The following is a 13,251-nucleotide window of genomic DNA, read 5'->3' as shown; positions in this document are numbered from 1 at the left end:
GGGGACAATCCACCCCGGTTGGTGGGACGACTGGCCCACTTGCGGGCGCTGAGGCAGGCAAGGGCAGTGAGTGCGGATGCGGGGCTCGTCCGCGTCGCGGTCACCGGCGGACCCGGAGTGGGCCGCAGCGCGCTGCTCGACGAGTTCGTGGGAGCCTGCCGCCAGGAAGGCGGGTTCGCTGTACGCGTCCGCTGCCGGCTGGCGGATCGTCAGGTGCCGACCGCGCTGGTCACCGACCTTCTTCGATGCCTCGCCGAAGAGGTCTCACCGATATCCGATGCGCGGCAGTCGACCTGCCAGACGCGGCCACCCCTGCTGGGTTGGCAACCCACCGGAACAGACGACTGGGCAGACCGCGACCGGCAGGTGTCCGCGGCACGGGCGGCTGTCGCCGCGCTGACTGAGCGGGGGCCGCTGGTCGTCGCGGTGGACGACATCACGTATGCCGGCCGCCCGGCACTCCAGTGGCTGCGGCAGGTGTTGGAGGCGTGCGCGCGACTACCGATCCTTCTGCTGGTGTCGATCCGCGCCGGCGAACCGCCCACCGCGCCGGAGCACTTGGCGGAGATGTTGACCGACGCGACCTGGATGGAACTCGACGGGCTGACCGAGGCGGAGACCGGCGACCTGTTGTGCACCCTGTTGCCGTCCCGGCCGGCCGGACGCTTCGTCGCCGAGGTCCACAGGTGGTGCGGCGGCAGCCCGTACATGATCGGGGAACTCGCCCAGGTCCTACGCAGCCGCTCCGCCGGCTCCGGTTTGCCTCATAGTGTCGACGAGGTCGTACTGCACGACGCCTTGCGACTGGTGCGCGGGCGGTTGAACCGGCTGGGGACCGCGCTGATGCGAATCGTGGAGACCATCGCGGTGGCCCAGAGCCACGGCGGTGTCGACGCGGCGCTTGTCGCCCACCTCACCGGCCTCGACGTCCACGAGGTGCTGACCGCTCTGGACCTGCTGATCCGCATGAGGTTGATCGGGGACGCCGAGAGTCTTCCCCTGCGGCACCCGGCCCTGGGCACCGCGATCGCGGCGTCGATGACGGCGATGGCCCGCAGTGCGACGCACCTCAGCATCGCCGAGTACCTGTTCGTCCTGAACGCTCCGGCGGATCGCATCGCGTCACACCTGACCGCCTCGACGGTCGCACCGAGCGGGTCATGGCCGGTTCAGGTCCTCCTGCAGGCCGCCGATCACGCCCGGGAGACCGGCGCGGACGGCGTCGAAGGACGCTGTCTGGAATTGGCGGCCCGCGTCGCCACCGGTACGCAGCACCGGGAGGCCATGCTGCGGCTCGCTCATCTCGAAATCCGGCGGGATCCGGAAAACGGGCTGCTCGCGGCCGTCGCGGTGCTGTCGGAGGACAACGACCGCGCCGTGGTGGCGGGGATGCTCGGGCAGATCGGCCGTGTCCTGTACGAAACGGAGCTGGGCGCACACCACCACGACCTGCTCGACCGCATCGATACGAGCGTCCGCGGGACGGTGTTCGAGGGCTGGGCCGAGGGGTACCAGAAGTTGCACCGGCCCTTCCTTGGCCGCCCAGCGCAGGTGCGCCGGCGGATTCAGGGCCTGCTGAGCCCACCGGACGCGATGGCGGTGCTCGAGGGCGACGACACCGACCGGCGACCCGTGCAGACCGCGTGGTCTGCTCTGGATGCGTTCCTCCGCTATCTCGTCGATTCGGACCCGCGGGAGGCGGTGCGGGAAGCCCGGCAGGCATTGGGTCAGGACGGAACGGGGCTGCAACTTCACCCGCTGGCACGGACCGCGGCGTTGGCGGTGCTTGCGGACGCCGGCGATCATCACGAGGCAACCTCCTGGCTGAACCGGTTCGAGCGGTCGGAGTCCGAGGGCCGGTCGTCACCGAAGGGGTGGCTGGCCTCGGTCCGGGGCCGGATCGCGCTGGCCGTCGGAGACTTGGAAGAGGCCGGCAGATGTCTCAACGACGCACTGTGGGAGCCGGGAGAGCGGCCGGAAGCACCGCACGATCCGATCACCGTGATCCTGGTGGGACTGCTCGCCGACGTACACGTCAGCCGCGGCGAGCCGGACGACGCACGTACTCTGCTGCGTCGCTACCGGCTGATCGACGAGCTGCCGCCCGGTTGGCACTACAGCGAGTTACTGCTGGCCCGGGCCCGGATGCGGGCCGGTGACGGTGACCTCACCGGAGCCCGCCGAGACCTCGCCGACCTGCGAGCCCGCGCGTACCAGGCAGGCATTCGGCTGCCGGGGAGTCTCATGTGGCGCCGGTACGGCGCCGACCTGCTGGTGGCGGTGGGGCGTCGACGGCAGGCCGTACGGGTAGCCTGTGCCCAGCTCAAGTTCGCCGACGCGGTCGGGTCGCCCCTGGAGCGCGGCCGGGCACTGCGGGCCCAGGCATGTGCCAGCGGGACGGCAGAGAAACACCGTCTGCTACGCGAGGCAGTGGCTCTGCTGAGTCCCGCCGAAAGCCTGGACGCGGCGCATGCGCTCGCCGATCTGGGTTCGGCGCTGAGCGGATCGCTGACCCGCCAGGAAGCGATCACAGCTCTTACGCAGGCGGTGCATATCGCCGACCGGTGCGCCGCCGGCGCCTTGGCGCTGCGCTCCCGCCAACAACTGCTCGTCGCGCACGAGCGAGCGCCACGGCAGATGTCCCTGCGAGGCGTGCTCACACTGACCCGCCGGGAGCGGCAAATTCTCATCGACGCGATCCGGGGCGCCACCAACAACGGAATCGCTCAGACGCGGCACATCACTCGGCGGACGGTCGAACTGCACCTGTCGAGCGCATACCGCAAGCTCGGTATCACCGGGCGTATCGACCTGCCGCAACTGTTTCGCGACCCGGCGTTCTGGCCGCTGCTGGCCGATGGCCTGCCGGCGCGCGGGCGCCCGACGAACTGACGAGCCGGCCGCCGTGCCGTTGTGGCCCGGCGGCCCTCGCCACAGCATCAACCGGGCAGGTGGGTCCGGACCGTGTGGCCGATGCGGTGCGCCTCGGCGCGGATCTCGCGCTGCCAGCGTTCCCACAGACCACTCAACCGCGACGTGACGATCACCAGATCCACGGCCTTGTCCGGCAACAGTGTGTGTAGTCCGACAGCATGGCCGACGCGGCGACCCCGGCCGGCTATGCCATTGACCACCTGCGGATCGAAATCGAAAAGGACGGCGCCGGCCAGCCGATCCGGTATCTCCGGGCCGCAACCCAATACCGCGATGCGCGTGGCGTCCCCCAGCATGGCGACCTCCTGGTCGAGTTCATCGACGACCGACCGCCTCCGGGCTTCGACGGTCGCCGCGTTCAGGGCCCGGTACTCGTCCTCTACGTTCCATTGGTGGTTGATCTGGAAGCCATGCTGTTCCCGGGCGAACCAGCTGAACAGAAGTTCAACCACCGGTTCCGGATGACGCCGCAGGAACGTCAGCAGGTTCATCAGGTTGCTGGCCTGATCGACGTCGGCGGACCTCGGGTGTGGCACGTCGACCGCCCACGCGTCCCGGTTGACCTGGAACCGCAGGCCGTGCCGGAAGAGCCGGAAACCTAGTTCCAGGTCCTCGCCACCCCAGCTGCGGAAACTCTCGTCGAATCCGCCGACGGCCCGGAACGCGTCAGCCGGCACCGAACAGTTCAGCGACCAGAACCACTGCCACGGCACGATGGTGCGGTCCAGATCGAACGCGAAGCGTTCGAACGCTCGATGCCGGATGTCGAGAAACGTCGCCGCGTCGCCGTAGCGCCGGACCACCTCCGCCACCGGTGTGGTCCGCAGGGCGGCGGCGAGGCCGGGCGTCGGATCGCCCGGCCGGTAGCCGAAGGTGTATCCGATAACTGCGGCGGACCCCGCGGCGTGGGCCTCAAGGTGGGAGGACAGGAAATCCGGGCCGGGCAGAATGCCGCTGTCCACGAACACGAGCACCGGTGCCGACGCCAGCCGGGCGCCCGCGTTGCGCGCCGCCGCCGCCCGGAATCCCCGGTCCGGCTGGAAGTGATACCGCAGGCGAAGCCTACGGGTGAAGTCCTGTACAACGTCGCGAGTGCCGTCGGAGGAACCGTCATCAGCGACAATGACCTCAACAGTGCCCGCCGGCATCCGTTGGGCGGTCAACGCCTCCAAGGTTCCCCGTAACAGGTCCGCCCGGTTATACGTAGGGATGACGACCGAGATTTGTGGTCCGGCGATGTTCACCTGCGCTCCGTTCCAGGCGGGGTTCAGCGCCGCGAAAAGACCGTGGCCACCAGTTCCTGCCGGGCCGGGCCGTGTTCCTGGAAGACGCCTCGGAAGACCGAAGACGTCATCTGGGCGGTAGTGCGCACCCCCCGCATGCTCATGCACAGGTGCTCGCCATGACCGATCACGGCGATGTCGACGGAACCCGTGATCGCGGTGATTTCGGTGGCGATGTCCTGCACGAGGCGTTCCTGCACCTGTAGTCGGTGGGCGTGGCGGTGCGCGATGCGCGCGAACTTCGACAAGCCCAACACGTCGCCGTCCGGCCGGTACGCAATGGTCAGCGAACACGAGAACGGCAGCAGGTGGTGCTCACACAGCGACCACACCTTGATATCCGAAACCATGACGATTTGCCCGTCGGTCCGCAACGGGAAGCGCGTACCCACGTCGCCGGCCTGAAAGCTACTGAACTCCCGCCACCAGCGAGCGAAGCGTGCCGGTGTCTCCTTCAGGCCATCGCGGTCCGGATCCTCTCCGATCTCGATCAGCAACTGCCGCGCAATGTGCTCCAGCGGATCCTGTGCGCCGGATGCACTTTCCGTCGTTGTCATTTCCCTCTCCGTTCGCCCCATACGGCGATATGCAGCCGAGTTGTCAGATTCCAGCCTCGGGCGACCACTTCGTCGCCGAGTTCTCGCAGCCCCTGCGCAACGCCGTCCGCCGTCCGTCCCTCCGGCATGATCCACACAGGACGGGTTCCGTAGGCTGCCACCACGGTCGCCACCTCGTCCAGGTCACTCACCGAGCGGCAAACAAACTTGAAGGCGGTTCCGGGAACGGCGGCCAGCGCGGCCAGCGCCTCCGGCCGCAGCCGGCGAGATTCCCGGTCGCCTGCATGGGCCAGCTTGGGGGAGACGTTGAACCGGACACCAAGGTCGACCAGCGCGGCGGCCGGGGTCACGGTGCCGTTCGTCTCGATCTCCAGGCGGTGGCCGTCCGCCGTCAACGCCGCGATCAACGGTCGCAACCGGGCCTGTTGATTGAGCGGTTCGCCGCCCGAGATGACCACCAGCGGCACATCCATCGCCGCCAACCGGTCGTGCACCGTGCGCCATGGCATCCGGTGCAGTTCGACCCGCGGATCGTAGGCCGTTCCCGAGTCGGCGGCACCGGTCCAGTCCCAGGTGTACGGCGTGTCGCACCAGTGACACGACAGGTTGCAGCCACCCAATCGGAGGAAGGCGCACCGCTGACCTGATGACGGGCCCTCGCCTTGAACGGTGCTCAGGTGGGGCCGAAAATCTCGTTCACAACGAGTATCGGCTCCATCACGGCATCACCTGCCTCCCGGTTCTCGTCTACACCGGCGTTCACGGGCGGTACTCCGCCCAGGTTTTAGGCGTCTCGGACACCCGGACCCCGGACAACTCCGGATAGCGTTCGTGCCACTGGTCGTAAATCCAGCGCGACAGATTCTCGGCCGACGGGTTCCGGTCCACCACGTCGTTCAGGTGACGGTGGTCGACCTTCTGATCCAGCCATCGGGAGAAGTCGGCCAGGTCGCCGTAGTCACGGACGAAGCCCACGTCGCTCAAGGCGTCCCGGCCAACGGTCAGCTCCAATGCCACGACGTAATTGTGTCCATGCATGCGAGCGCACGGGTGCTCTGCCGCCAGGCCGGCGAGCGAGTGACTGGCCGAGAAATGAAACTCTTTGCTGATGCGGAATGTCATGTCGAACCTCCTACGCCAACAATGGCCGACCCGGGCGCCCCGTTACATCACGGCGTTGACCGAGAGGTTGAGGGTCGGCCGACCGTAGAACGCGACGGGGCGCTGACGGCTCGGCCGCTTCGGTGGCTCGGCTCGAAAACTTCGGTCGTCCGCCGTGATGCATGCCGACCCGACCCGGACGACAGTGATCCAGGACAGCACCTTTCTGGCCCCCGCCCCTTCGGGCCGACTGCACCTGTTCGTGCCGACGCACCTGGAGGTATCCGATGACCCACGACGAGAATCGATCAGGCTCTTCCTCCGCCCTCATAGTCCTTTCCGGTGGAATGGACTCCACTACTCTCATGGCGTACTACTCAGCATTGCGATTCAGCCTGATCGCTGTCACCGTGGACTATGGTCAGCGGCATCGCCGCGAGATCGACTCAGCTCGGGCCGTCGCCGATCACTACGGCGCCGTGCATCAAGTGGTCGACCTCAGTGGTCTGGGCGGGCTGCTCCCTGGATCGGCACTGACCGACGACACCATGACCGTCCCGGACGGTCATTACGCGGAGGCGTCCATGCGCGCCACGGTCGTCCCGAACCGCAACGCGATCCTGGCCAACGTCGCGGTCGCCGTCGGCGTCGCCCACCGCGCCGGCGTGGTGGCGCTCGGCATGCACTCCGGCGACCACTTCGTGTATCCGGACTGCCGTCCTGCCTTCGTCACGGCCCTTTGCGAGCTGGTGACCGTCGCCAACGAGGGATTCCATACTCCCCGGGTAGAGGTGCCGTTCATGACCTGGACCAAGGCGGAGGTCGCGGCACACGGCGTCCGGCTGGGTGCCCCACTGTCATTGAGCTGGTCCTGTTACAAGGGCGGCGACCAGCACTGCGGAACGTGCGGAACGTGCTACGAGCGACGGGAAGCGTTCCGTGAGGCCGGTGTGCCGGATCCGACCCACTATCTCGACGATGTCACGCAGTTCGCCCACCCGGCACGGTGACCACCCAAGTTACGCCGGTGCTGCACCTGTTCATCGAAGCGTCCCCCTATCGTCGGGCCGGACGTGTGACCTGGAGGTACGGTGACCGAGCTTCGCCCATTCACTCTCGATGACCGCCTGACCGTATGGGCGCCATACGAAGCCGAAGCCCGCTGGCAGTACGACGAGATCTTCTCCCATCGATGCTACGACGGCGTCCAGATCGAGCCCGACGGAATCGTCATCGACGTCGGCGCCAACATCGGGCTCTTCACCCTCTTCCTGAAGCGCAAGTTCCCTGACGCGCGAGTACGCGCATTCGAGCCGATGCCGCAACTGGTGCAGGCGTTGCGCCGAAACATCGAGGAACAGCAGCTCGGCGCAGTGTCAGTACACCAGAGGGCACTCGGCACCCAACAGGAACGAGCCTTGTTCGAGTACTACCCGCTGGCACCGGGCAATTCCACCCGCTATCCGGCTGACAAGGAACTGCAGATCGCAGTCCTCTCCCACGAAGCGCCCGAGGCGTTCATTCGGAGCCACTACCGCGCTGAACCGGTGTCCGTGCAAGTCGACCGCCTCTCCGACTACCTCGCCCCCGACGAACACGTCGGACTGGTGAAGATCGACGTCGAAGGTGCCGAACTCGACGTCCTCCGTGGCATCGATCAGCATCATTGGAAACTCATCGACCAGTTCCTCCTGGAGGTCCAGGACCTCGATGGCCGACTGGCCGCCGTCACCGCCCTGCTCGAGGCGTACGACTTCACCGTGGCCGTCGAACCGTCACCGCTGATCCCACCCGAGATCCGCACATTCCTGGTCACTGCGGTACGCCATGCTCCCTGAGCGGTCGCGATCGCCTCACCGCGACGCTGTTGGCCGCAGGGTGACCATCAGCATGCCAGCGAACCGACCGACCAACCCCCGAACCAAAGCCATCCGCCAACAGCTATGAAAGACCACCCGGACGAAAGACCGAGGTTAGTACGGGGAACCGGTGCCGGTAGCGGCTCGGGCCGGCGCTGTTGCGGGCGTTGTTCGAGCTGCTACGCGGCCCGGCGGTCACCACAGCGCAGCACGCCGAGCGCTGGCGGGCATGCTGATGACCGCGATCGACGGGACCACGATGACGGTCGCCGACACCGAGGCGGTCCGGGCCCGGTACCGCAAACAAACGCGGTGACCACGGTGGTGCCGGGCGCACCGGCGACGCGAGCCCGGCCTGGGGTTTCGTGCGATCATGTATGGCGTGCTCTGAGTACCGCAGGCCGTGTGTCGAGGGGTTCGGCGAGGAACTCATGGGCGCCTCGCAGCCGGGTACCGAGTAGCGTCTGTGCCCGTTGGATGGTCAATCGAATCTCGGCCGGTCGATGGGGATTCGCGCTGCGAATCGGCCGGATTGTCGCCGGGTCGAGGCCGTCCCGCGCCGCCACCAGCAGGCCGAGCTCATACCGGCTCACGGCATCTGCGCCCGCTACGTTCAGAATTCCGCGGTAGCTGCTGGCGGCTAGTTCGACCAGTGCTTCGGCAAGGTCGATGACGTGCACCGCGCTGCGGACTTCGTCGGTGAACAGTCCGCCATGGATACGACCAGCCGCCAGGTCGTGAGTCAACCGCTCGTGGTCGCCACGTCCGTCGCCCAGAATGAGCGAGGTCCTGACGACGACGGCGTTGCGGTGCACCGCTCGGACGGCGGTCTCGGCGGCTGCTTTCGCAGCACCGTACCGGTATATCGGATCGGGTGTGGCATCCTCGGTGTAGTGCATCGCCCGCCCGGAGAATATCGAATCGCTGGACACGTGCACGAGTCGAACACCAGCGGTTGCGACGGCTACGTTGGCTGCTCCGTCGGCGGTGGCTTCCCAGTCGTTTCGGTCGCGGGCAGCCGCGGCGTGGATGACCACGTCCGGCCGGATCCGGCGCAGCAGCTCTCGTACGGCTGCCGGATCGCAGATGTCCAGCTGCTGGTCGGCGGTCTCAGTCGGTGTCGCGAAGTAGGTGCCCACCACGTCCCAGCCCGCCGCGACGGCTCGGCGAAACAGCTGTCGGCCGAGCGTTCCGCTGCCGCCGGTGATCAGCAGACGGCCGTTCACGGGACCGGTGACACCACGTCGGGGGCGGCGTCCTGTGCCGCCTGGGCGGAGCCTGTCGGTGAAGTCACCCAGCGATCGGGGTGCCTGCGGTACCACTGCACGGTCTCGGCCAGGCCCTCGATGAGCGACCGGATCGGCCGGTAACCGAGGTCTCGGGCGGCCTTGGTCCAGTCCATCGAGTATCGGATGTCGTTGGACCTGCGGTCGGAAACGTAGTCGACCGAACTCCAGTCTGCGCCACAGGCGCGCAGGACGGTCCGGGCCAACTCGTTGTTGGTGAGCCCCGTGCCGCCGCCGATGTTGTAGATCTCGCCCGGGATCCCCTTGTGGAGCACCAGTTCTATGCCACGGCAGTTGTCCTCGACGTGTAGCCAGTTCCGGATGTGCTCACCATGGCCGTGGATGCTGACGCGGCCTCCGGCGAGCAGGCTCGTCACGAAGGCAGGAACGATCTTTTCATGGTGCTGACCCGGGCCGTAGTTGTTCGTGGACCGGGTGATGCAAACCGGTACGCCGTAGGTGTGGAAGTACGAGTTTGCGACCATGTCACTGGCCGCCTTGGATGCGGCGTATGGATTCGTCGGCCGAAGCGGGTCGTTCTCGCAGGCGGTCCCGGTCGGCAAGGGTCCGTACACCTCGTCGGTCGACACGTGCACGAACTTCCGTACGCCCAGTTGCGCTGCGGCATCGAGCAGCATACGGGTGCCCTGCACGTTGGTTGCGACGAACTTCTCCGTTGTCTCGAATGACCGGTCGACATGTGACTCGGCGGCGAGGTGGACGACAGCGTCGTGGGTTGCGACCAGGTCAGCGACCACGGTGCCGTCCAGGATGTCCCCCTCGATGAACGATAGCCGCGGATGGTTCAGAACACCGTCCAGGTTGTAGACGGTGCCGGCGTAGGTCAGCGCATCCAGCACGGTCACGCGGGAGATGTTCTCGTCGCGTAGTAGGCGCCGAACGAAATGCGAACCGATGAACCCCGCGCCACCGGTGACCAGAACTCTGTCCACAGCCGCACACCATCCTCGAAACAGCGATGTTTTCCGTCAGGTCCCGACCATCATGGCCGTCGGCCGTAGCCACCCACATCTCGGCCGCCCCCGAAGTGTTGCCCCAACTCCGACCGAGACTCGGCCCGCCGGTATGGCGCGACTTCCGTGCCGCTATCAGCGCCGTCCTATCGGAGGTGCGTCGCTGATCTCTCGGTCAGAGCCCGTGATGCGCCGCCCAGCGACCGGCGGCGACGATGACGTCACGAGGCCGGACCCTTAGTTCCTGCTACGAGGAGAACCCATGAATGTAGCCTTGGTCCTGTTGACGCACAATCCGGACGAGCCCGCTGGCGTGGAGCGCGGGATTGCGTCACTCGCCGACGGTCTGCGCGAACTCGGCCACCGCGCGATCATCATCGCCGCCGGTCCGCCGACCGCCGCGGACGGGCCGGACACAGTGCGCCTGGAGACTTTGACCCTGTCGCGCCCGGTCGTGTTCGACGACGTGAACGTCATGCCGGACGACCCGGATCCGCTCCGGCAGGAGGTCCTGAGCCTAATGGCCGAACACGAGATCGATGTCGCCTGCTGGACCGATGCTGGTGTGGGCCTCGGATATCTCGGTGCGGCGCCGACCGGAGTCCGTACGGCGCTGATGGTCTACTTCCTACGCGTCGACGAACCGATGGCGAAGAGTCTGGCGCTCAAGCCCGACGCCGTGATCTCCATCAGCGATTTTCTGATCGACGAGGCCGCGCGGGCCGGTCTCGACTCCGCCGGCTGGCACTCCCTGCCCAACGCGCTGTTGTGCCCGGGCGACCCTCCCGACCATGCCGTGCGTGAGCAGCTGCGACAGACTGGGCCGGTTCGGATCCTCGCTCGAGCCGACCCGTCCAAGGGAGTGGCGGACCTGTTGAAGGCATATCCGGAGGGTTTCGGCCGGCAGGTGGAGATCGTGCTCGGCGAGGCGGCTTTCGAGTTGTGGCCCGGCATGCAGCGCGACATGATTGCGGAGTGCCGGCAGCTGGCCGCGAAGCTGCCGGGCGTCGAGATCCTGCCTGCCATTTCCTGGACCGACGCGCAGCCGTTTCTCGGGGGCGCATCGGTAGTGCTCGTGCCGTCTACTAGTCCCGAGACGTTCTGCAACGTTGCGGCCGAGGCGCTGTCGATGGGTACGCCGGTCGTCGGTTACGGCTTCGGGCATCTTCCTGTGCTGGTCGGCGAGGCCGGACGGATCGTGAGTTTGAATGTGGTCGGCGGCTTCGGACATCTTCCCGCGCTTACCGGCACGGCTCTTGAGATGATCGACTTGGACAGCGGGCCCGCCCGGCTCTGGCGTGCGACGGCGGATCTGCTGGCGGACCGGGATGCATACCATCAGGCGTCGCAGCAGGCACCCCGGCAGGTGGCTACCCAGACGCCGATGGCCGTCGCAGAGGAGTTCCTGCGCATCACCATGGGCGCTGAGTGAGCTGACCGCTCGTCGGGCGAGTCAGGGGGTGGAGCGCGGGGTCGTCGGCGCGACGAGGCGCGCTCGCACCCGTAACCCGTGGGGCCGGGTGAGGCCACGGCACCGCTGCCACGACGTCGAATTTTGTAAGTCCATTGAACAAATCCGGTCGCTGGACGTAGGCTCGGGTCCCACCGAGCTACGGAGGCATCGCCATGGGTGGCGCGAGGACCCTCGTTGCCGGGGTCGATTCGTCGACCCAGTCGACCAAGGTCGTGGTCTGCGACGCGGAGACCGGCGAGGTGCTCCGCGCGGGCCGCGCCCCGCACCCCGATGGCACCGAGATCGAGCCACGGTTGTGGTGGGCCGCGTACGAGCAGGCCAGCGCCGGTCTTCTGGACGGTGTGGCCGCGATCGGCGTCGGCGGACAGCAGCAGGGCATGGTCTGCCTCGACGATGCCGGCGAGGTGCTGCGTCCCGCCATTCTCTGGAACGACACCCGCTCGGCACGCGCCGCCGTCGACCTGACCGACGAGTTCGGCGGCCCGAAGGCGTGGGCCGACGCGGTCGGGCTGGTGCCGGTGGCCAGCTTCACGGTCACCAAGCTGCGCTGGTTCTCCCGTGCCGAGCCCGAGCTCGCGGCCCGCACCAGCATGGTGCTGCTACCCCACGACTGGCTCACCCACCGGCTGCGCGCGGACCGCGGAGAACCGACGACCGACCGGGGTGAGGCGTCCGGCACCGGCTACTGGTCACCGGCCGCCGGCGCGTACCGGCAGGACCTGGTGCGGCTCGCCTTCGGTCGGGACGTGGCACTCCCCCGGATCGCCGGACCGGCCGAGGTGGTCGGGGAGACCACCTCGGGCGCGCTGCTCTCGGCCGGCACCGGTGACACGATGGGCGGGGCGCTCGGCGTCGGCCTGCGGCCGGGTGACGTGGTGGTCTCGCTGGGCACCTCGGGATGCGTGTACGGGCTCAGTGACGTGCCGACCGCCGACGCGAGCGGGCTGGTGGCCGGGTACGCCGACGCGACCGGCCGGTTCCTGCCACTGGTGTGCACGCTCAACGCGGCCCGGGTGCTGGTCACGGTCGCCGACCTGCTGGGCCGGTCACTGGCCGAGTTGGACGAGCTGGCGCTCTCGGCGCAACCTGGCGCGGGCGGGCTGACCCTGCTGCCGTACCTGGATGGGGAACGCACCCCCAATCTGCCCGACGCGCGCGGTCTGCTCGCCGGCCTGACCCGGGCGAACGCGTCGGCGGCGAACCTGGCGCGGGCCGCCGTGGAGGGCATGCTCGGCGGTATCGCCGACGCCCTCCACGCGCTCCGTGCCCAGGACGTCCCGGTCGACCGGGTGTTGCTGATCGGCGGCGCGGCCCGGTCCCGCGCGGTGCGGGCGGTCGCGCCGGCGTTGTTCGGCGTACCGGTGGCCGTGCCGCGCGCTGCCGAGTACGTGGCGCTCGGCTCGGCGCGGCAGGCGGCCTGGGCGCTGTCCGGCGACGCCGAGCCGCCGCCGTGGCCGGTCGCGGCCGAGGAGGTCACCGCCGCCGGCACCCCCGAGGTGTACGCGCGCTACGTCGATGTCCGCCAACAGGCGCTACCACTGCTGACGTGACACCGGACGGCCGATGACCATCGAGGTTCTGGGCGTCGCCCGAGGTGACCCGGCAGCTCGTCGGCAGGCACGCGGCGTGCATCCGCCCCGCCGAGGGCACGCCGGACCAGGTGGGACTGACCCGGCACGAGTTGGAGGTGCTGCGCCCGATCGCCGACCGGATGCTGCGTCTGGCCGGCGTCGCGGTCCCCTCCGCCGCGGGCGGGTTGGGAGCTGCCGGTGATCGAACGTGC

11 protein-coding genes and 1 pseudogene are annotated in these 13,251 nt (G+C 68.1%); 6 read left to right on the top strand and 6 right to left on the bottom strand.

Features of this window, described 5'->3' with window-relative positions; genetic code table 11:
* Positions 1–21: 21 nt before the first annotated feature.
* Positions 22–2,892 (top strand): helix-turn-helix transcriptional regulator, encoded by a 2,871-nt coding sequence (locus tag OHQ87_RS05185; protein ID WP_328345425.1) that lies wholly within the window; start codon positions 22–24, stop codon positions 2,890–2,892.
* Positions 2,893–2,939: 47 nt separating this feature from the next.
* Here the strand turns inward: OHQ87_RS05185 and OHQ87_RS05180 are convergent, their stop codons facing one another.
* The 4 genes from OHQ87_RS05180 to OHQ87_RS05165 all read right to left on the bottom strand — a co-directional run bounded on the left by OHQ87_RS05180 (position 2,940) and on the right by OHQ87_RS05165 (position 5,896).
* Positions 2,940–4,178 (bottom strand): glycosyltransferase family 2 protein, encoded by a 1,239-nt coding sequence (locus tag OHQ87_RS05180; RefSeq protein ID WP_328345423.1) that lies wholly within the window; start codon positions 4,176–4,178, stop codon positions 2,940–2,942.
* 23 nt (positions 4,179–4,201) lie between these two features.
* Entirely contained in the window at positions 4,202–4,774 is a 573-nt protein-coding gene (folE, locus tag OHQ87_RS05175; protein ID WP_328345421.1) for a GTP cyclohydrolase I, read from the bottom strand.
* The gene (locus OHQ87_RS05170) at positions 4,771–5,394 is read right to left on the bottom strand and encodes a 7-carboxy-7-deazaguanine synthase QueE (RefSeq protein ID WP_328345419.1); all 624 of its coding nucleotides are present in this window, start codon (positions 5,392–5,394) and stop codon (positions 4,771–4,773) included. Before OHQ87_RS05170 ends, folE begins: the two co-directional genes overlap by 4 nt.
* A 139-nt stretch (positions 5,395–5,533) precedes the next feature.
* The gene (locus tag OHQ87_RS05165; protein ID WP_328345417.1) at positions 5,534–5,896 is read right to left on the bottom strand and encodes a 6-pyruvoyl trahydropterin synthase family protein; all 363 of its coding nucleotides are present in this window, start codon (positions 5,894–5,896) and stop codon (positions 5,534–5,536) included.
* Between the two features lie 266 nt (positions 5,897–6,162).
* On the opposite strand from OHQ87_RS05165, the gene queC reads away from it, so the two are divergent.
* Both queC and OHQ87_RS05155 read left to right on the top strand, forming a co-directional pair.
* Positions 6,163–6,885: a 7-cyano-7-deazaguanine synthase QueC gene (gene queC, locus OHQ87_RS05160; RefSeq protein ID WP_328345415.1), complete on the top strand. Its 723-nt coding sequence runs from the start codon at positions 6,163–6,165 to the stop codon at positions 6,883–6,885.
* Between the two features lie 81 nt (positions 6,886–6,966).
* Positions 6,967–7,713 carry an FkbM family methyltransferase gene (locus tag OHQ87_RS05155; RefSeq protein WP_328345413.1) on the top strand — a complete coding sequence of 249 codons (747 nt, stop codon included), beginning with the start codon at positions 6,967–6,969 and terminating at the stop codon, positions 7,711–7,713.
* 392 nt (positions 7,714–8,105) lie between these two features.
* On the opposite strand, the gene OHQ87_RS05150 is transcribed toward OHQ87_RS05155, so the two are convergent.
* Positions 8,106–8,960 carry an SDR family oxidoreductase gene (locus tag OHQ87_RS05150; RefSeq protein ID WP_328345411.1) on the bottom strand — a complete coding sequence of 285 codons (855 nt, stop codon included), beginning with the start codon at positions 8,958–8,960 and terminating at the stop codon, positions 8,106–8,108.
* Complete coding sequence (gene rfbB / locus OHQ87_RS05145) at positions 8,957–9,973, bottom strand: dTDP-glucose 4,6-dehydratase (RefSeq protein ID WP_328345410.1); 1,017 nt, start codon at positions 9,971–9,973, stop codon at positions 8,957–8,959. Before rfbB ends, OHQ87_RS05150 begins: the two co-directional genes overlap by 4 nt.
* Before the next feature lie 283 nt (positions 9,974–10,256).
* Between rfbB and OHQ87_RS05140 the strand changes: the two genes are divergently transcribed.
* From OHQ87_RS05140 to OHQ87_RS05130, 3 genes and pseudogenes are all read left to right on the top strand, one after another.
* Positions 10,257–11,426, top strand: coding sequence for a glycosyltransferase family 4 protein (locus OHQ87_RS05140; protein WP_328345408.1), 1,170 nt, complete (start codon positions 10,257–10,259; stop codon positions 11,424–11,426).
* A gap of 194 nt (positions 11,427–11,620) precedes the next feature.
* Positions 11,621–13,018 carry a xylulokinase gene (xylB, locus tag OHQ87_RS05135; RefSeq protein ID WP_328345406.1) on the top strand — a complete coding sequence of 466 codons (1,398 nt, stop codon included), beginning with the start codon at positions 11,621–11,623 and terminating at the stop codon, positions 13,016–13,018.
* A 35-nt stretch (positions 13,019–13,053) separates the two neighbouring features.
* Positions 13,054–13,176, top strand: a pseudogene (locus OHQ87_RS05130) (DNA-binding response regulator); the annotation flags it as partial.
* Positions 13,177–13,251: the final 75 nt, after the last annotated feature.

Origin of the sequence: Micromonospora sp. NBC_00421 (assembly GCF_036017915.1) — a bacterium.
Classification (GTDB): domain Bacteria; phylum Actinomycetota; class Actinomycetes; order Mycobacteriales; family Micromonosporaceae; genus Micromonospora.
Note: the sequence above shows the minus strand (reverse complement) of the source record. Positions and strands in the feature narration are given on the sequence as shown.

What these genes read in the sequence shown, in the direction of transcription:
- OHQ87_RS05140 (WP_328345408.1), top strand. Translation starts at nt 10,257, where the DNA reads ATGAATGTAGCCTTGGTCCTGTTGACGCACAATCCGGACGAGCCCGCT.
- folE (WP_328345421.1), bottom strand. Translation starts at nt 4,774, where the DNA reads ATGACAACGACGGAAAGTGCATCCGGCGCACAGGATCCGCTGGAGCAC.
- OHQ87_RS05165 (WP_328345417.1), bottom strand. Translation starts at nt 5,896, where the DNA reads ATGACATTCCGCATCAGCAAAGAGTTTCATTTCTCGGCCAGTCACTCG.
- xylB (WP_328345406.1), top strand. Translation starts at nt 11,621, where the DNA reads ATGGGTGGCGCGAGGACCCTCGTTGCCGGGGTCGATTCGTCGACCCAG.
- queC (WP_328345415.1), top strand. Translation starts at nt 6,163, where the DNA reads ATGACCCACGACGAGAATCGATCAGGCTCTTCCTCCGCCCTCATAGTC.